We start from the raw sequence: 19,075 nt of genomic DNA, 5'->3' as shown, positions 1-19,075 counted from the left end.
GCCGCTTGCGAAGGCTTATCGTCGGACAGATCACGCGGCTATCTCTACCCATGCGGTCTATCTGGCGGCGGATTATTACACAACATTTCTGACCGTAACTAAAAATTACAGATTTTCCCGATGAACTTTTTGCTACGCGCGCCGCTCGTTTTGGCGCGATCGGACTTGTCGCGTTTATCCGCGCGCCTAAGCTCTGCTCATGTCCGGCCCCGACACACTTTCGATTCCTCCCCGCGCGCTCGCACCGTTCGGTCTATCGGGCTTGCTCAAGGCGTGACTGCGCACGCCGCGATCAGTTCCGGCGCTTGCGCAACGCCAGCGCCGCCACCGCGCAAACCGCCATTGCCACGCCCGCGATAAAAAACGCATCGCTATACGCCATTAACCGCGCGTCACGCTCGACCAGTTGATCGACCAGCGCCAGCGCAGTCTGCCGCGCGCCGGCGAGGCTCGCGCCCGACAGCGCTTGCGTGCGGTCCACGTAAATCCCGGTCGTCATCCGTACGAGTCCGATCACCCGCTCCTGGAGCGCGCCGCTGAACGGCACGACGGCTTCGCCCAGGCGCATCGCGTGCAGCTTGCCGCGCTCGACGACGATCTGCCCCGCGAGCGCAATGCCGATCGCGCCGCCGAGATTGCGCACCATGTTGAAGACGCCCGACGCCGAACCCAGTTGCGTCTTTTCGATGCCGTCGACCGCCATCACGCCGAGCGCGATCACCACCAGCGACTGCCCGATGCCGCGCACGATCAACGACGGCACGACGACATTGGCCGCGGCGTCGAGATTCAGATGCATGTTCATCAGACAGCCGGCCGCCACCAATGCAAAACCCGCGATGATCGTCGCGCGTGCGCCGACGCGGCGCATGAGCGGCGGCGTGAGAAAGGACATGGCGAACTGCACGAGTCCATAAGGCACCATCAGCACGCCGATATCGCGCGCGCTGTATCCCTGCAGTTCCGCAAAATAGTTCGGCACCAGAAACACCACCGCGAACACGACCGCGCCGAACAGAAACTGCATCAGACTCGCAATGCCGAAGTTGTACCTCGCGAGCAGACGCAGATTGATGAACGGATCGGCGCGCCGCACTTCGACAATCACGAAGGTGACGATACCGAGCGCCGCGACCATCGACATGTTCGTGATGAAGGTCGAGCCGAACCAGTCCTTGCGGCCGCCCTCTTCCAGCACGATCTGCAGGGCGCTGAGCCCGATTGCCATGGTGGCGATGCCGAGCCAGTCCGCCTTGCGCAACTGATCGGGATGCGCCGGCTGTGGCTTGATCGCCCAACCGATCGCGGCGATCAATGCGAGCGCCGGCGGAATCTGCAAATAGAAAATCCAGCGCCACGAATACATGTCGGTGAGCCAGCCGCCGAGCGACGGCCCAGCCGCCTGCGCCACGTTGTTCGCGACCGCGAACAGCGCCATGCCGAGCGGATGCCGCGACGACGGCAATTCCGTGACGATCAGCTGAAACGACAGCGGGATCAGCACGCCGCCGAACGCGCCTTGCAACGCGCGCGCGACGATCATCGACTGGATGGTGGGCGCGAGCGAGCAGGCGAGCGAGAAAATCAGAAAGCCGCTGGTGCCGACCAGCAGCACACGCCGCGCGGAAAACACCCGCACGAGCCACCCCGTCAGCGGAATCACGATGATCTCGGCGACCAGGTACGCCGTCGTGATCCACGAACCTTCCTCGAAACTCGCGCCGAGCGAGCCGCGAATATCGGGGAGCGACGCATTGGTGACATGCACGTTCATGCCGGCCATGAAGCAGCCGAACACGCCGCCGAGCACCGCGACCCATGCGCGTAAGGACACCGGTTCGTGCCTCACGCCGGAAGGCGAAGCGACCGTGCTCATGATGCGGACGCTCCGCTCGCTTCGCCGGCGCGCGTGTGCACGCGCGCGATCACCGACATGCCCGGCCGCAAGCGCAGCGTCTCATGCGCTGGCTGCTCCACCGCAATCTTCACCGGAATCCGCTGCACGACTTTCGTGAAGTTGCCGGTCGCGTTGTCGGGCGGCAGCAACGCGAACTGCGCACCGGAACCCGGCGCGATGCCGCTCACGCGCCCATGCCACGTGTGGCCCGCAAAGCTGTCCACGTCGATATCGACCGGCTGTCCCGCGCGCATGGCGGCGACTTCGGTTTCCTTGAAATTGGCGATCACATACACATGATCGAGCGGCACCACGGCCAGCAGCGGCTGCCCGGTTTCCACGTATTGTCCGGCCCGCACCGCGCGCTGCCCGACCGAGCCGTTGCTGGCAGCCCGAATTGCCGTGTGGTCGAGGTCGAGTTGGGCGAGCGTCAGCGCGGCGCGTGCCATGCCGACCTGCGCGCGAGCCTGTTCGATCGCCACGGCGTGCTGTGCTTTCTGAGCCATCAACACGGTGCGCTGCCCCTGTTGCGCGCGAACATCCGCGCGGGCTTTGGCGAGCGCGGCCTCGGCAGCCAGAGCATCGGCGCGAGCCTGTTCCATGCGCTGCGTGCTCGACGCCTGTTCGGCGGCCAGTTCGCGATAGCGCTGCGCATCCGCGTGACGGCGGGCGAACACGGCTTCGGCCGCTATCACATCGGCGCGCGCGCCATCCGTCACGCTCGACTGTTGCGCGAGTTGCGCATCGAGCGTGTCGAGCGCGGCCTGTTCGGCTTGCTGCGTGGCGAGCGCGGCGTCGACGGCGGACTGCGCTTTGGCCACTTTGGCCCGATAGTCCGCGTCGTCGATTCGCGCGAGGATGTCGCCTTTACGCACCGGCTGGTTGTCGTCGACATCGACTTCGTTCACGTAGCCGGACACGCGCGAGCTAACGGTGACGACGTCGGCCCGCACATACGCGTCGTCGGTCGATTCGATGAAGCGTGCCACGCTCCACCAGTGCCAGCCCGCAGCGGCCAGCACGAGAGCGCCAACGCCGAGAGCGACGCCGATGGCCGTGGATTTCTTCACCGGCCACGTACGCGCGCCGGTTTTATCTGCATCAGGAGAAGTGGTCGTGCTCATATCAGGGTCGGGCAGAGGAAAGGGTCGTCGGTGACGAAGGTTTCGAGGCGTTGTTTTCCGCGGCGGTTGCAGCGCTTTGCCAGCCGCCGCCGAGCGCCTTGAACACTGCAATCTGATCCGCGGACAACGCGGCGCTCGACTCGGCCAGCGCGGCACGCGCCGCCACCAGCGAGCGCTCGGCGTCGAGCACGTCGAGGAAATCGAGCGCGCCGGCCCGGTAGTTGAGTTGCGCGAGATCGAGCGCCCGGTCGTCCTGCTCGAGCGCGGCCTGCAACGCGCGATGACGCGTCCACTGCGTGCCGTAGAACGCGAGCGCCTGCTCGGTCTCCTTCAACGCGTTCAGCACATGGCCGTCGAACGAAGCAAGCGCCGCGCCGTTATCGGCACGCGCCTGGGCGAGCGCCGCCACGCTCAGTGCGCGATTCGGAAAGCGCCAGCTGATCAACGGTCCGATGCCCCAGGCCATCGCGTACCGGTCGCCCAGCGACGCGAGACTGCCGCTGGTCGACAGCAGATCGACCGAACCGCCCAGCACGATGGACGGATAGAGCGCGGCTGTCGCCACGCCGACGCGCGCATTCGCCGCCGCGAGCCGCCGTTCGGCTTCGCGCAGATCGGGCCGGCGTCGCAACAGCGCCGCGCCGTCGCCGACCGGAAAAGGCTGCGCGAGCACCGGCGCAACATGGCATCGGGCAGCGGCCTCGGGCACCTCGGACGGCGGCTGCCCGATCAGCACCGCAAGCTGCGCCAGCGCGGCCCGGCGCTGGCCTTCGAGCGCGGGTAACCCGGCGCGCGACGTTTCGACGAAGCCTTGCGCGCGCGCCACTTCGAGATCGGAGATCAAACCGTGGTCGCGCTGCTTTGCCGTCAGATCGGCCACGTGTTGCGCGATCGCGAGCGACTGCTGCGCCACCTCGATGCGCTCGCCGTACGCACAGGCCTGCGCATAGCTGCCGGTGGTCTCGGCGACCACGCTGACACGCACCGCATCGGTCGCGGCCTGCGTTGCGGCGGCGTCGGCGTGCGCGGCGTCGATCAGATGACGCACGCGGCCCCACAAGTCCACTTCGTACGACACGGCGAACGACGGCGTCCAGGCCCAGCGCGTATCGGCGGACGCGCCGCGCTGCGCGGCCGCGACGATCTGATCCGCCGCCTGCTTGCCCTCGTTGCCGCCGAACGCGGCCTGCGTATCCGGCAAGCGCGCAGCCTCGGCGGCATCGGTCAACGCCTGCGCGCGCAACAGATGCGCTCGCGCGACTGCCAGGTCGCGATTCTGGTCGAGGGCCTGGGCGATCAGCGCATCGAGCGCCGGGTCGCGATACAGACGCCACCACGCATCGGGCAGCGGCTGCTGCAAAACCGGCGCATCGGCGGCGGAGAAGGGAGCAGCGGCCGCCGCGGGCGTCGCCGGCGCGCGATACGCCGGCGCGGACGCACATCCCGCGCACAGCAGCGCGAGCACGGCCGCCAGGCGCGGACGCAAGCGCTGCCCGTGCCGATCTGGAAATCGACGAGCGGGCTCGTCGAACTTGGAGCAACAACGCATCGGTGACTCTCGGTGTCGGTTGGGAGTGAGCGATGGTAGAGTTCGACGCTCCGGTCTTCTCTCGAAGAATTGCCATGCGTCGTCGCGAAACTGACAGCATCTGCTTCAACGAAACGCCCGCGTCGCTGGAGTCGGTGCCGGTCGCCGTGCTGGCCACCGATCAACCGGCGCGCGTGAGCTTTCCGCCGCACGTTCACACGAGCGGGCAACTCATCTATGCGATCTCGGGCGTGATGCTGGTCCGCTCCGACGCCGGCAGTTGGGTCGTGCCGACGGGGCGCGCGGTGTGGGTGCCCGGCGGCGTCCGTCACGAGATAGAAATGGCGAGCGACACGCAAATGCGCACCGTGTACGTCGCGCCGAACGCGCGCGCGGGCCTGCCATCGGCGTGCAAGGTGATTCGCGTGACGCCGCTGTTGCGCGAGTTGATCGTGACGGCCGCGTCGATCGAAGCGGACCACCGCCACGGCGCGCGCGAACGTCGCATTTTCGAATTGCTGCTGGACGAGATCGAGATTGCCGCACCGTTACTGCTGCATGTGCCGATGCCGCGTCACCCCGCGCTCGCGCGACTGTGCCGCGAACTGATTGCAGAGCCGTGCGGCGATGTCACGCTCGACCATTGGGCGACGCGCGCCGAGATGAACCCGCGCACTTTCGCGCGGGCGTTCCAGCGCGAAACCGGCATGACGCATGGCGCGTGGTGCCGGCATACGCGGCTCTTGCTGAGCTTGCAGCGGCTCGCCAGCGGCATGTCGATCCTCGATGTCGCGCTGGAACACGGCTATGAAAGCCCGAGCGCATTCAGTGCGATGTTCCGCAAGGCGCTCGGCGTCGCGCCGAGCGATTATTTCCGGTGAACGGGCGATGAAGGTGCCGTCTCTTCGCCACTCTTTGGACAATCAGGAACCCTTCTATGAGCGACCGCGAAATCATCGTCCCCGCCGGTATGCAGACCATCGTCGAACGCGCCGGGTATGCGCCTGCCGTCAAGGTCGGCACGACGCTTTTCTGTGCGGGCCAGGTCGGCCGAACGGCCGAACTCGAGGTGATCCGCGACCCTGAAGCGCAGTTCGTCGCGTGCTGGGACAACCTGAGCGCGCTGCTCGCGGCAGGCGGCTGCACCTTCGGAGACATTGTCGACATGACGACGTATCACGTGCAAATGAGCGTGCATATGCCGGTGTTCCGCGAAGTGAAGAACCGCATTTTCCCGCGCGGCACGTGCGCGTGGACCGCGATCGGCGTGTCCGAACTCGCGCACCCGGGTCTGCTCGTCGAGATCAAGTGCGTGGCGATTGCGCGATGCGCAGCGGACTGACGAGCCCATCGACGCGGCATTACGGCGTACCGCCCGCCGCCCCATACGTTTCCTTGCAGATCTGCCGCAACGCTTGCGCAAACAGATCCCGCGCCGCCGAATGCGCGCCCTCCGAGCGCGTGAACAGGGCAATGGGCGGCAGCGTCCAGTCGAACGAGTACGGCACGATCGCCACCCCGGCGATGCGCACCAGTTCCTCGGCGATATCCGCGGGAACGATGGACACTGCGCCCTCGCTCGACGCGATCATTTCGCCGATCAGCTTCGACGAATAACTCTCCACCACCGGCACCGGTGGCGCCGTGCCCGCCGCGAGAAACAGGTCGGCGACCTGCTCGCGCATCGGCGTATGCGGTGCGCCGAGAATCCAGTCGAGCTCCACCAGCTTGCTCCAGTCGAGTTTCACGCGCGCCAGCTTGGCCGCGAGCCGCCGGCTCGCGATCAGGCGCGGCTGCTGCCGATAGAGCACCTCGAAACTCGCCGCGCTCAGATCGACTGTCGACGACGCGCGGCCGATCACGATATCGACCGTATGGTCCTTGAGTTGCAGCAGAAGCTGGTCGCTCGTGCCTTCGTGGATGGTGACGGTCACGCGCCGCGCAAGGCTCGCCTGCAGGCGCTTGAGCGCCGCCGACAGCAACTGCCCGGAAATGAACGGAATCACCCCGACGTGCAGATGCGCCGCATGGCCCGACGCCACGGCCTTCATCTCGCGCGCCAGATGATCGAGGTCCTGGATCATCGCGCGCGCCCGTTCCAGCACGACCCGGCCGAGCGCCGTCGGCAGCATGCCGCGCGACGAGCGCTCGAAGAGCGGCGTGCCGAACATGCTCTCCAGCTCTGCCAGCGCATTGGTCACGGCCGGCTGGCTGCTCGCCATGTGCTCGGCGACGCGGGTCAGCGAGCCGTGCTGCTGGATTTGCAGCAGCAACAGCAAATGCCGCATTTTCAGGCGCGCGCTCAGGCGTCGCACGATGTCGCTCGACTCGAATTCCATGTAACGGACCGTCCACCCATCACAAAAATATGATGAGGCGATAGTAAAACAAAATGATCAGCTTATGGCAGCTGTCTAGAATCGCTTCAATTCGACGCCGGGAACCCGCCCGGCGCGCTCACAGAGGCCTAGACCATGAAGCAGACCGAGACAGACCAGCAAGCCGCGTTCGACTATCACGAATTCCCGACCCCCGGAAAAATCGCCGTGACGGCCAGCAAGCCGCTCGTGACCCAGCGCGATCTGGCGCTGGCGTACACGCCGGGCGTGGCGGGCGTCTGCGAGGCAATTGCGGCCGATCCGCTGCAGGCGCACCGCTTCACGAGCCGCGGCAACCTCGTCGGCGTGATTACCAACGGCACCGCCGTGCTGGGTCTCGGCAACATCGGCGCGCTGGCCTCGAAGCCGGTGATGGAAGGCAAAGCCGTGCTGTTCAAGAAATTCGCCGGCATCGACGTGTTCGACATCGAGATCAACGAGACCGATCCGGACAAGCTGGTCGAGATCATCGCCGGTCTGGAACCGACCTTCGGCGGTATCAATCTCGAAGACATCAAGGCGCCGGAGTGCTTCATCGTCGAACGCAAACTGCGCGAGCGCATGAAGATTCCCGTCTTCCACGACGATCAGCACGGGACGGCTATTACCGTTTCGGCGGCCTTTATCAACGGCCTGAAAGTGGTCGGCAAGTCGATCAAGGAAGTGAAGGTCGTGACCTCGGGCGCAGGCGCCGCCGCGCTTGCCTGCCTGGACCTGCTGGTCGATCTCGGCCTGCCGGTCGGGAACATCTGGGCGACCGATATCGAAGGCGTGGTCTATCGCGGCCGCACCGCACTGATGGACCCGGACAAGGCCCGCTTTGCGCAGGAGACAAAGGCGCGCAAGCTGGCCGAAGTGATCGAGGGCGCCGACGTGTTCCTCGGCCTGTCGGTCGGCGGTATTCTGAGCGCCGACATGCTCAAGACGATGGGCCCGCGTCCGTTGATTCTCGCGCTGGCCAATCCCACGCCGGAGATTTTCCCGGAACTGGCCCACGCGACGCGCGACGACGTGGTGATCGCGACCGGCCGCTCGGACTATCCGAATCAGGTGAATAACGTCCTGTGCTTCCCGTATATCTTCCGCGGCGCACTGGACGTCGGTGCAACGACTATCACGCGCGAGATGGAGATTGCCGCGGTCCATGCGATTGCCGGACTCGCGCAGGAAGAGCAGAACGAGGTCGTCGCGGCCGCTTATGGCACGTATGACGTCGCGTTCGGTCCGCAGTACCTGATTCCGAAGCCGTTCGATCCGCGCCTGATCGTGCGGATCGCGCCGGCCGTCGCGAAGGCGGCGATGGAAGGCGGCGTGGCCACGCGTCCGCTGGCAGACCTCGAAACCTACGCCGAGCAGTTGCAGCAGTTCGTCTACCACTCCGGCGCGTTCATGAAGCCGCTGTTCGCGACGGCCAAGCAACTCGTGCGCGACGGCGGCAATGCCCGCATCGTGTTCACCGAGGGCGAAGACGAGCGCGTCTTGCGCGCGGTGCAGGTCATCGTCGACGAAAAGCTGGCGCGGCCGATTCTGGTGGGACGGCCCGAGGTGCTGCTCGCGCGTATCGAACGATTCGGCCTGCGGCTGCGGCTCGGGCAGGATGTCGAAGTGACCAACCCCGAATACGACGAGCGCTTCCCGCAGTACTGGACGACGTACTGGGAACTGGTGTGCCGCGACGGCATTACGAAGGAAATGGCGCGCGTGGAAATGCGCCGCCGCCTGACCTTGATCGGCGCGATGATGGTGCGGCTCGGCGACGCCGACGGCATGATTTGCGGCACGGTGGGCGCGTATCACGACCATCTGCGTTTTGTCGATCAGGTGATCGGCAAGAAGCGTGGCGCGCAGACCTATGCGGCAATGAATATTCTGCTGCTCGATCAGCGCACGGTGGCGTTGGTGGATACGCATATCAACGACAATCCGGACGCCGAGCAGATTGCCGAATTCACGATCGCGGCCGCGCGGCAGATGGAGTGGCTGAAGCTGACGCCGAAGGCCGCGTTGCTCTCGCGTTCGAACTTCGGCTCGGGCAGCGCCGCTTCCGGCGTGAAGATGCGCCGGGCGCTCGAGATCGTGCGGGAACAGGCGCCCGATCTGGAAGTGGACGGCGAAATGCATGGCGACTGCGCATTGGACGAAGCGTTGCGCGCGCGGATTCTGCCGCATTCGCCGTTGAAGGGCGCGGCTAATCTGCTGGTGTGTCCGAACGTGGACGCGGGCAACATTGCCTACAACCTGCTGAAGACCGGCGCGGGCAGCAACGTGGCGGTCGGGCCGTTCCTGCTCGGGGTGAATGCGCCGGTGAATATCCTGACGTCGAGCTCGACCGTGCGGCGGATCATCAACATGACGGCGCTGACGGTGATCGAGGCGAACCGGACGGTTTGAGACGACCGGTTTAAAGAAAACCTCAACTGTGCCGCTATTAGCGGGTAAGGGTGGTTTCCGCCCGTTTCGTATCGATCAAGAGTTGGGGTTTTTCATGCAGATTCAGTCTACGAGCGCGACGGTGCCGGTTGCGTACGGCAATGGCAGTACGACGAGTGCTGCTGCGACGACGAATCAAGGGGCTGGCGGAGTGGCTGCGTCTGCTAGCAGCTCGGTGACTGGCGGCGCTGCGAGTAATGCGTCGGCGGGTTCGGCGAATGCGTCGAATTCGTCGACCACGTCCTCTTCATCTGGCTCGACGTCGGGCACTTCCACTACGGAAACGGCTGCGCCTGCTGCGGGCGCGGGAGGCGGTGGCGGTGGTGGTGGCGCTTCGGCGTCGGCCAGCAGCTCTTCTTCAGAACTCAACGCGATGAACACGCTGATCGCGTCACTTGAAGCGCAACTGTCGCAGGCGTCGGCCAGCACCGGCGGCGCAACCTCGAACTCCAGCGAAGCCAGCCAGATCAAGGCCCAACTAGCCAGCGCACGCGCCGCGTTGAGCCAGGCAGCGCAAAGCTCGGATAGCAGTCAGCTCAGCCAGATATCGACCGAGCTTGAAAGCGCGCAGACGGCATTGGCTCAACTGATGCTCTCGGCGGGGCAAACCACGGGGTTGGTTTCGAGTACGGCGTAGAAGAAATGGTCGCCGCTGGCGTCAGGCCAGCGCGTACCACTCGGGCAGCCTGGCTTTCGCTTTAGCTTCCGCACGAGCAGCTAACTCGACAAGCTGCCGGGCTACTGTGGCAGACACGGGCGGCGCGGGACTTTTGTACAACTTGTCGTTACGCATTCGGTTCGCATCGTCTATTTCGTAGCGGTCGTCCGCGTCCAGCTCGAGAAAGCTATACATCAACGACAGGGCCTGACTACGATGCCCTTCCCTCTGGCTCGGCGCAAGCCCGTGCAGAAAAAGAAACCCAACGGCGATCGCGTGAATTCCTTCATAGGCAAGCGTGTATTTCGCAATGGGTGCGAGATCTTCGAGCTTTGCTCCCTGAATGTACGAAGCGACGTTTTTGCGAAACTGGATCGCATTAGCGGCATCGTACGGAGTCAGGCGAATGAAACCCGCGTTCAATGCATCGGCGAGTGCTTTAGTGTGGGGCAATGGCAAAGTCGAGTTCAATCTTCGGTCCCTGGTCTATGGCTTGAACAACGGGATCGGAGACGCGCAGCTGCTCCCACTCGTCTTTTGGATAAACATTCACGTGGACTTCCCGGCCTAAAGCTTTTCCGGCCACCTCCAGAACCCGGATCGCCGCGCCGACACGCACGTCGCCAATGATCATCACGTCGACGTCGCTATCGGGGCGCGCCAAGCCGCTAGCCATCGAGCCAAAAATAAACGCCTCGTCGATCTTGTTACGGATGTCGAGAAGCGCCTGTTCGATCGGCTCCCGGATACCGAAACTCTTGATTGCGATTTGCCGAAGCTCTGGATAAAGCGGATGCGCCGTATTGACGATGTAACGCGTCGCCCGGCTGGTCGGCTCAATACGTGCAACGCCCGCACCAACCAGCGTTTTGAGGAAAACTTGGGTCGAGCTTCGGCCGCCATCGGCAAGATCGAAGAACTCCGACAACGCATAACTGCGTGCCGGATTCAGAACCAGCGCCCCGATGATCCGTTGCTGCTTCGGCGTAAATAGAAAGTCCGCGAGCATGTTTGTCGATTCCCGATACGGTCTCGCCAGAACCAGATTGGACAACGAGTACCGGATAGCGGTAATTATTTACCTGTTTCCGGTACTCGTCAAGCGGCCCTCCCGCTCTCAATGCCCCCCCGACCCTCTGGTCTCGATCGCCGCCAACTCCGCCAGCACCTTCTCCGACAACACCAACTGCGCCGCCTGCAAGTTTTCCCGCAGATGCCCAACCGACGACGTGCCCGGAATCAGCAGAATATTCGGCGACCGGTGCAGCAACCACGCCAACGCGACCTGCATCGGCGTGGCGTCGAGCGACGCGGCGATATCCGACAGCGCCGACGATTGAATCGGCGAGAATCCGCCCAACGGAAAGAACGGCACATACGCAATGCCCTTGGCCGCCAGTTCATCCACCAGCGCGTCGTCGTCGCGCTGCACGAGGTTGTACTGATTCTGCACGCAGACAATCCCGGCAATTTCTTGCGCCTCGGCGACCTGCGTCGACGTCACGTTGCTCAGGCCGATGTGCCGCACCAGCCCCTTGCGTTGCAATTCCGCCAGCGCCTCGACCTGCTTCGCAATCGAACCTTCGGCGGGCGCGTGAATGCTGCCCATGCTGCGGTAATTGACGACGTCGAGCGCATCCAGACCGAGATTGCGCAGATTGTCGTGCACGGCGCGCTCCAGATCGGCAGGCTCGTCGGCCCGCAGCCAGGAAGCGTCGTCGCCACGCAATGCGCCCACCTTGGTCACGATCGTCAGATTGTCCGGATACGGTTGCAGCGCTTCGCGAATGAGTTGATTGGTAATGTGCGGACCGTAAAAATCGCTCGTATCGATGTGATCGACGCCCGCTTCGACCGCCGCGCGCAACACGGCAAGCGCGGCGTCGCGATCCTTCGGCGGCCCGAACACGCCGGGGCCGGCCAGTTGCATGGCGCCGTAGCCCATCCGGTTCACAGTGCGGCCGGCAAGCGGGTAAGTGCTGGAGACTGATGCGTACGACATGGTGGTGTCCTTGGCGGTTAGAAAACGTGAGGCCAGTATGAACACGATTGCGCTGTTCGATAATCCGGTCTAAATTGCACGGGTTGTTTAAAAAAACGCACAATCACCATGGAATTCAACGATCTTGCCGCCTTCGTTTCAGTGGCGCGTGCCGGCGGCTTTCGCGATGCCGCCCGTGTCGGCGGCGTCTCCGCGTCGAGCTTGAGCATCGCCGTGCGTCGCCTGGAAGCGAAGCTCGGGCTGCGCCTGCTCAATCGCACGACGCGCAGCGTAGCCCCCACCGAAGCGGGCGTGCGTCTCATCGAAAAGTTGACGCCGCTGTTCAGCGAGATGGAAGCGGCCATGGACGTGCTGAACGTGTTCCGCGACAAACCGGCCGGTACGCTCAAACTGAACGTGCCGTTGAACGTCGCGCAAATCGTCCTGCCGGACATCCTCGCGGATTTTCTGAAGGCCTATCCCGAGATACGCGTGGAAGTCGTCGTGGAAGACGGTTTCGTCGACGTGCTGTCGATCGGCTGCGACGCGGGCGTGCGCTACGACGAGCGGCTCGAACAGGACATGATCGCCGTGCCGATCGGCCCGCGCACGCAGCGCTTCGTCACCGCCGCGGCGCCGGCGTATCTGAATGCGCACGGCCGGCCGACGCATCCGCGTGAATTGCTCACGCACGCGTGCCTGCGCGGCCAGTTCGCAGGCGGCGCGATGCCCGGCTGGTATTTCGAAAAGGACGGCGAATCGGTGGTGCTCGACCCGACCGGGCCGCTACTCGTCCGACCCGCCGCGGCGTTGGACCTTGCAATCAGTCTCGCTATCGCCGGACTCGGGGTCATTCATCTGTTCGAAGACATGCTGCAAACGCATCTGGACAGCGGTGCACTGGAGCCGATCCTCAAGCCTTGGTGGCAGAGTTTTTCCGGGCCGTTTCTCTACTATCCCGGGCGGCGCCACCTGCCCGCGCCATTGCGTGCGTTCGTCGATTTTCTGAAGGCGCGGCAAGCGGTCGAGACGGCAAGCTAAGCGCCGTCGGTCTGCTCGTTCAGACGGGGCGCCGCGTCGAAGGTGTCCTGATCCACGGGATTTTCCTGCTGAGGCCGACCGAAGTATCGGGCGTATAACGCGGTCAACAGCGGCGCGAGCAGCGACGTCACGATGGTCGAAGCCGCGATCTGCGGCGTCGCGACCGCGACCAGCGAAGCAAGATGCGGATCGACTGAAGCGATCGCGGTCGGTGTCGCGACCGCGTTACCCGCGGTCGTGGATACCGCCACGCCGGCCACGCCCGAGCCGCCGACCAGACGCGATACCACCACGTTGATCACGCCGCCCACGAGCAGCGTGACGAGCCCGAGCAGAATGCCCGACAGGCCGGCGCCGAGAATCGAGTGCAGATTGATCTGTGCGCCGAGTCCGAACGCAAAGAACGGGATCAGCAGATCGCTGCCGGAGCGCAGAAACTCGCGCATGCTGCGATCGAGATTGCCGAGCAGCATGCCGATCAGAATCGGCAGAACGGTCGCGATCAGATCGATGAACGGAATCTTCGCGAGACCGGCGACGCCGAGCGCGAGCATGGTGACGAACGGCCCTTCGAGAATCGACAGCACGGCGAGCGCGCCGCGATCGACTTCGTCGCCGAACTGTTTGGTCAGCGCCGCGTAAAGCCCCATGTTCGCGTTGGTCATCGCCGCGATGATCGCCATGCTCGACAGTCCGAAAATCGGCTGCCCTTTGAACACATAGCTGACCACGAGACCCATCACGACCCCGCTCGCGAGCTTGGCGAGCGTAATGGCGGCGCCGGCCTTCAGCGCACGCGGTGCGGTCTTGAACTGGATTTCCGCGCCCATGCACACGAAGAACGCCGCGAGAATCGGCAACGCGCCATGCGCGAGCGACGTCGAAAAGCTGCCGATGGTCAGCACGTTGGGAAAGAATGTATTGAGCAGACTGCCCCACAGCAGCGGAATCACCATCATCCCGCCGGGGAACCGCTCGATGGTCTGTTTGATTTTCATTGTGTTCGTCTCCGCCGGTCGGCGCGTCACGCTCGATGAGCATGGCGCGCCGCCGTTGTTCGTATTGAAGTACTGAGGTATTGAAGGGTCGGCCATCAGGCCGCAGCGCTTACATCTGTGCGCCGATCATCCACGGCACGAACTCTTCGTTGCCGACGCCGAGCGCCTCGCTCTTGCTCTGCGTGCCCGACGCGATGTCGATGATCATCTCGAAGATCTCGCGGCCCTTCTGCTCGACGCTCACCTTGCCGTCCATGATGTCGCCGCAATTGATGTCCATGTCGTCGGCCATCCGCGTGTACATCTTCGTGTTGGTCGCGAGCTTGATGGACGGTGCGGGCTTCGCGCCGAAGCACGAACCGCGGCCCGTGGTGAACAGCACGAGGTTCGCGCCGCTCGCGATCTGACCGGTCGCGCCCATCGGATCGTAGCCGGGCGCATCCATGAACACGAGACCCTTCGTATCGACCGGCTCGGCGTAACGGTACACACCCATCAGCGGCGTCGAACCGCTCTTGGCCACCGCGCCGAGCGATTTTTCCAGAATCGTGGTCAGCCCGCCGGCCTTGTTACCCGGCGTCGGATTGTTGTCGATGCTGCCTTTCTCGCGCTCCGCGTAGTTTTCCCACCAGTGAATCCGCTCGACGATTTTCTCGCCGACTTCCGGCGTCACCGCGCGACGCGTCAGCAAATGCTCGGCGCCGTAAATCTCAGGCGTCTCGCTGAGAATCGCCGTGCCGCCGTGCTGCACCAGCAGATCGACCGCCGCACCGAGCGCCGGATTTGCGGTAATACCCGAGTAACCGTCCGAGCCGCCGCATTGCAGCGCGATGCTCAGGTTCGAGATCGGCAACGGCTCGCGTTGCACGGCGTTCGCGACCGGCAGCATCGTTTCGATCGCGGCGATGGCGGCGTCGACGGTCTTCTGCGTGCCGCCCTGCTCCTGAATGACGAGCGGCACCATCGTGGCGCTCGGCTCGACCCCTTCCGCAATGAATAGCGCACCCATCTGATTGGCTTCGCAACCCAGGCCGATCACGAGGATGCCGGCGAAATTCGCGTGACGGATAAAGCCGCCGATCGTGCGGCGCAGTTGCTGCACGCCTTCGCCGTTGTGATCGATACAGCAACCGAAGCTATGCGTGACCGGCACGATCCCGTCGATGTTCGGATACGCGTCGAGCTTGCCGGGCGCCGAGAAATGCTGCGCGACCAGTTTCGTCACGGTCGCCGAACAGTTGACCGTGCTCACCACGCCGATGTAATTGCGGGTCGCGACGCGGCCGTCCGCGCGACGAAAGCCCATGAACGTACGCGCGTCGGCGGCTTGCGCAACCTGCTTGACGTCCTTGCCGAAGGCATAGTCGCGAGCGAAGTCGCCCATTGACACGTTTTGCGTGTGCACGTGCGCGCCGGGTTCGATAGCTTGGGTGACGAAGCCGATGATCTGTCCATAGCGACGCACCGGCTCGCCGACCTTCAGCGCGCGCAACGCCACTTTATGAGCGCCGGGAATGTCGTCGAGCGTGACGATGCCGCCGGCTTCGGCCAGCGTCGTGCCGGCCGCGATCGGACCGCGCGCGATGGCGACGTCGTCGTCCGAATGCAGGCGGATGATCAGTGAAGTAGAATCCGACATGTTTTTTTCTCCTGAATCGTGGGGGACGGACGCACGGTTGATTTCTTGTCTCTCTTCAATGCGCCCGCTCCTGCAAATGGTCGTTTTTCGGCCAACGCGGCGCAAATTGGTCAGGCCAATTCGGGCGGAGCAGATATGGCATTTCACAGGCTGTCTTCCGGCATCCTCGACGACGTAGTCCGGCAGATCGAAGAGAAAGTGCTCGACGGAAGTTGGGCGGTAGCGGGACGTCTACCAGCGGAGCGCGCGCTCGCGGAACACTTCGGCGTATCGCGGCCGACCGTGCGCGAGGCGATCCGGCATCTGGTGAGCAAGGGCATGCTCGAAACCAAACGCGGCAGCGGCGTGTACGTGGTGCAGAAACAGGCCCCCGCGCTCAGTTCGCCGTGGCTGCAACTGGTCGCGGAGCATCCGCCGCTGCGCGAGGAAACGCTGGAATTTCGCATGGTGTTCGAATGCGCGGCGGCGCGGTTCGCGGCGCAACGCTCGACACCGGAGGAGATCTACAAACTGGAGACGCTGCTTGCGCGCATGCGCGAAGCGATAGCCGAACACGATGTAGATGCCGAGGCGCGCATGGACGGCGAGTTTCATACGGCACTCACCGCGGCTGCGCACAACCGGATGCTGGGGCAGTTCTACGCCAGCGTCATCAACATGCTGCGCGAGCATATTGCCGCGAACACATTCGATGCAACCGCGAACAACGTGAATGCCGCCGTGCAATCGGCCATGCGCATGCGCCAGCACGAGTCGATCTTTCTGGCCGTGCGCGAGCGCAATCCGGAAGCCGCGCAGCAGGCGATGTTTGCGCATATCGACTTCGTCGGGCGGCAATTCATCACGGGCGCGGGCGTCTGAACGATCAGCCGTCGACCATTTGCCGCACTTTTGCGGCGAAGGTTTCCAGCGAGAAGGGTTTGGTCATCACCTGCATGCCGGGTTCGAGATGGCCATTGCTAATGACCGAATTTTCCGCATAGCCGGTGATGAACAGCACACGCAGATCGGGCCGCGTCTGCCGCGCCGCATCCGCCATCTGGCGTCCGTTCATTCCGCCGGGCAGGCCCACGTCGCTCACCAGCAAATCGATTCTCACGTTCGACTGCAAGACCTTCAGGCCGGCCACGCTGTCGGCTGCCTCGATGACCGAATAGCCGGCTTCTTCCAGCACGTCGGTAATCAGCATGCGCACGCTCGGTTCGTCGTCCACGACGAGGACCGTTTCGCCCGCCTCGGTGCCCGAGATGGGAAGCTCGGCCTCGTCGACCGCTTCGCCATCGGCATCGCCGTAAAAGCGCGGCAGGTAAATGCAGACCGTGGTGCCCTGCCCGACTTCCGAATAGATGCGCACCTGTCCGCCGGACTGTTTCGCGAAGCCGTAGATCATCGAGAGACCCAGCCCCGTGCCCATGCCAATCGGCTTGGTCGTGAAGAACGGGTCGAACGCCTTGGCGACCACGTCGGGCGACATGCCGGTGCCGGTGTCCGTCACGCACAACGAGAGAAACTGGCCTTCGGGCATATCGTGGCTTTGCGCCGCGGTTCTATCGATCCACTTGTTGGCCGTCTCGACCGTGATCTGACCGCCGTCGGGCATCGCATCGCGCGCGTTGATGCACAGGTTCAGCAACGCGTTCTCGAGTTGGCCGGAGTCGACCAGCGCGGGCCACAACGCGGCGGCGCCGACGGCCTCCACCTTGATACCGGGACCGACAGTCCGCTGAATCAGATCGGTCATGCCGTTGACCAGCGCATTGACGTCGGTCGGCCGCGGATCGAGCGTCTGACGACGCGAAAACGCCAGCAGCCGATGAGTCAACGCCGCCGCGCGGCGCACCGCGCCTTGCGCGGCCACGACGTATTTGTCGACATCGGCGAGCCGCCCCTGACTCAGGCGGATACCGATCAATTGAAGCGAACCCGATACGCCGGCCAGCAGATTGTTGAAGTCGTGCGCGAGACCGCCGGTCAGTTGACCCACCGCTTCCATTTTCTGTGACTGCCGCAGTTGCTCTTCGGCGCGCATGAGTTCGGCAGTGCGCTCCGCGACCCGATGTTCGAGCGTGTCGTTGAGCGCGCGCAACGAAGCCGCGGCGCGATCGCGTTCTTCTTCGACCGCGCGGCGCTTTTCCACGTCGAGCAGCACGCCCGGAAAGTTCTGCGGCGTGCCGTCGGGCCCGTGATCGACCCGGCCGTTCGCTTCGATCCAGTAATAGCGGCCGTCCGCCCGGCGCACCCGATACTGGTGCGCATAGTGACCGCCGCGCGCGATCACTTCGCGGATCGCCGCAATCAGGCCGGCCTGATCGTCGGGATGCACGTTGGCGGTGACTTGCGAAAGGCTGAGGCCGTCGCGGCCCTGTGCCGGGTCGAGATTGAAAACATGCGCGAACGCTTCGTCCACGGTGAAGCGGTCGTTCGGGAGGTCCCAGAACCACGTGCCGATAATCGCGCCGGCGCCGAGCGCCAGTTGCACGCGCTCGATGTTCTGCCGGGCGAGCGCTTCACTTGCGCGTTGCGCGGCTTCGGCCACCTTGCGCGCGGAAATATCGCGGAACAGCACCGACACCCGCCGCGTGCTCCCGGAGCCGACGCGCGACGCCGACACTTCGATATGACGGCCCGCCGTCCGGAAGTATCGTTCGAAGCGCACGGTTTCGCCGGTGCGCAACACGCCGCCGTACAGTTCGATCCAGCGGTCCGCCTCGGCGGGATCGATCTGACGCAAGGTCATGCCGACGATGCCCGCGATACCCGTATGCCGTTCATAACCCGGATTGGCTTCGACGTGCACGTAATCGCTGAGCGGTCCATGCGGACCGTCGAAGAACTCGATGATGCAGAACCCGTCGTCGATTGCATTGAACAGCGCTTCGTAGCGCAGGCGTTCGGCCTCGGCGATATTGGCCGCGCGGCGCAATTCGAGCGCCGCCATGGTTTGCCGCGCCAGCACCCGCAACGCCTGCTCCTGCACCTTGTCGAGCGTACGCGGCTGATAGTCGAGCACGCACAGCGTGCCGATGGGTAGCCCTTCGTCCGTTTTCAGCAGCGCGCCCGCGTAGAACCGCAGATGCGGTTCGCCGGTGACGAGCGGGTTGCAGTCGAAACGCCGGTCGGCGCTGGCGTCGGGAATCTGCAGGAATTCGTCTTCCAGCAAAGCCTTCGTACAGAAGGACGTTTCCAGCGGCGTCTCGCGCACGCCGAGTCCGACTTCCGCCTTGAAGAACTGACGACCGTCCCCGATCAGATTCACGACTGCAATCGGCGCGCGGCACAACGCGGCCGCCAGATTGGCGATTTCGTCGAAGGCCTGTTCGCGCGGCGTGTCCAGCACGTCGTAGCGCGCCAGAGCATCGAGGCGGCGGCGTTCGTGATCGGGGTTGAGGGTCATGAGGTCA

The 19,075-nt window shown here is 64.3% G+C and carries 16 protein-coding genes; 6 read left to right on the top strand and 10 right to left on the bottom strand.

Annotated elements, in window-relative coordinates; all coding sequences use genetic code 11:
- Positions 1–292: 292 nt before the first annotated feature.
- Genes FQ746_RS06630 through FQ746_RS06620 form a run of 3 tightly spaced genes read right to left on the bottom strand, consistent with a single transcriptional unit; the run spans position 293 to position 4,507 of the window.
- Entirely contained in the window at positions 293–1,876 is a 1,584-nt protein-coding gene (locus tag FQ746_RS06630; RefSeq protein WP_144108144.1) for an MDR family MFS transporter, read from the bottom strand.
- Entirely contained in the window at positions 1,873–3,021 is a 1,149-nt protein-coding gene (locus FQ746_RS06625) for an HlyD family secretion protein (protein WP_144108143.1), read from the bottom strand. The genes FQ746_RS06630 and FQ746_RS06625 overlap by 4 nt, the downstream gene beginning before the upstream one ends.
- Before the next feature lies 1 nt (position 3,022).
- Positions 3,023–4,507 carry an efflux transporter outer membrane subunit gene (locus tag FQ746_RS06620; RefSeq protein ID WP_260853916.1) on the bottom strand — a complete coding sequence of 495 codons (1,485 nt, stop codon included), beginning with the start codon at positions 4,505–4,507 and terminating at the stop codon, positions 3,023–3,025.
- A gap of 137 nt (positions 4,508–4,644) precedes the next feature.
- Here FQ746_RS06620 and FQ746_RS06615 point away from each other — a divergent pair, with 137 nt between their 5' ends.
- Positions 4,645–5,430: an AraC family transcriptional regulator gene (locus tag FQ746_RS06615; protein ID WP_144108141.1), complete on the top strand. Its 786-nt coding sequence runs from the start codon at positions 4,645–4,647 to the stop codon at positions 5,428–5,430.
- Between the two features lie 56 nt (positions 5,431–5,486).
- On the top strand, positions 5,487–5,891 hold the full coding sequence (locus FQ746_RS06610) for a RidA family protein (protein ID WP_144108140.1): 405 nt from the start codon (positions 5,487–5,489) through the stop codon (positions 5,889–5,891).
- A gap of 19 nt (positions 5,892–5,910) precedes the next feature.
- Here FQ746_RS06610 and FQ746_RS06605 read toward each other — a convergent pair whose 3' ends face one another.
- Complete coding sequence (locus tag FQ746_RS06605; protein ID WP_144108139.1) at positions 5,911–6,888, bottom strand: LysR family transcriptional regulator; 978 nt, start codon at positions 6,886–6,888, stop codon at positions 5,911–5,913.
- Between the two features lie 135 nt (positions 6,889–7,023).
- Between FQ746_RS06605 and FQ746_RS06600 the strand changes: the two genes are divergently transcribed.
- Both FQ746_RS06600 and FQ746_RS06595 read left to right on the top strand, forming a co-directional pair.
- Positions 7,024–9,318 carry an NADP-dependent malic enzyme gene (locus FQ746_RS06600; RefSeq protein WP_144108138.1) on the top strand — a complete coding sequence of 765 codons (2,295 nt, stop codon included), beginning with the start codon at positions 7,024–7,026 and terminating at the stop codon, positions 9,316–9,318.
- 94 nt (positions 9,319–9,412) lie between these two features.
- The gene (locus FQ746_RS06595; protein WP_144108137.1) at positions 9,413–9,994 is read left to right on the top strand and encodes a hypothetical protein; all 582 of its coding nucleotides are present in this window, start codon (positions 9,413–9,415) and stop codon (positions 9,992–9,994) included.
- Positions 9,995–10,015: 21 nt separating this feature from the next.
- Here the strand turns inward: FQ746_RS06595 and FQ746_RS06590 are convergent, their stop codons facing one another.
- The 3 genes from FQ746_RS06590 to FQ746_RS06580 form a co-directional block, all read right to left on the bottom strand.
- A complete protein-coding gene (locus FQ746_RS06590) occupies positions 10,016–10,486 on the bottom strand; it encodes a hypothetical protein (RefSeq protein WP_144108136.1) in 471 nt (156 codons plus the stop codon).
- Entirely contained in the window at positions 10,455–11,024 is a 570-nt protein-coding gene (locus tag FQ746_RS06585; RefSeq protein ID WP_144108135.1) for a nucleotidyltransferase domain-containing protein, read from the bottom strand. The genes FQ746_RS06590 and FQ746_RS06585 overlap by 32 nt, the downstream gene beginning before the upstream one ends.
- Before the next feature lie 108 nt (positions 11,025–11,132).
- Complete coding sequence (locus tag FQ746_RS06580; protein ID WP_144108134.1) at positions 11,133–12,017, bottom strand: aldo/keto reductase family oxidoreductase; 885 nt, start codon at positions 12,015–12,017, stop codon at positions 11,133–11,135.
- Positions 12,018–12,125: 108 nt separating this feature from the next.
- Between FQ746_RS06580 and FQ746_RS06575 the strand changes: the two genes are divergently transcribed.
- Positions 12,126–13,037 carry a LysR family transcriptional regulator gene (locus tag FQ746_RS06575; protein ID WP_144108133.1) on the top strand — a complete coding sequence of 304 codons (912 nt, stop codon included), beginning with the start codon at positions 12,126–12,128 and terminating at the stop codon, positions 13,035–13,037.
- On the opposite strand, the gene FQ746_RS06570 is transcribed toward FQ746_RS06575, so the two are convergent.
- Positions 13,034–14,035, bottom strand: a complete 1,002-nt coding sequence (locus FQ746_RS06570) for a 2-keto-3-deoxygluconate permease (protein WP_144108132.1) — start codon at positions 14,033–14,035, stop codon at positions 13,034–13,036. The genes FQ746_RS06575 and FQ746_RS06570 overlap by 4 nt on opposite strands.
- A gap of 109 nt (positions 14,036–14,144) precedes the next feature.
- Positions 14,145–15,674 (bottom strand): UxaA family hydrolase, encoded by a 1,530-nt coding sequence (locus FQ746_RS06565; RefSeq protein ID WP_144108131.1) that lies wholly within the window; start codon positions 15,672–15,674, stop codon positions 14,145–14,147.
- 135 nt (positions 15,675–15,809) lie between these two features.
- On the opposite strand from FQ746_RS06565, the gene FQ746_RS06560 reads away from it, so the two are divergent.
- A complete protein-coding gene (locus FQ746_RS06560) occupies positions 15,810–16,535 on the top strand; it encodes a FadR/GntR family transcriptional regulator (RefSeq protein ID WP_144108130.1) in 726 nt (241 codons plus the stop codon).
- 4 nt (positions 16,536–16,539) lie between these two features.
- Here the strand turns inward: FQ746_RS06560 and FQ746_RS06555 are convergent, their stop codons facing one another.
- Positions 16,540–19,068: an ATP-binding protein gene (locus tag FQ746_RS06555; protein WP_144108129.1), complete on the bottom strand. Its 2,529-nt coding sequence runs from the start codon at positions 19,066–19,068 to the stop codon at positions 16,540–16,542.
- Positions 19,069–19,075 lie beyond the last annotated feature (7 nt).

The organism is Paraburkholderia sp. BCC1886 (genome assembly GCF_900996245.1).
Lineage (GTDB): Bacteria > Pseudomonadota > Gammaproteobacteria > Burkholderiales > Burkholderiaceae > Paraburkholderia.
Note: the sequence above shows the minus strand (reverse complement) of the source record. Positions and strands in the feature narration are given on the sequence as shown.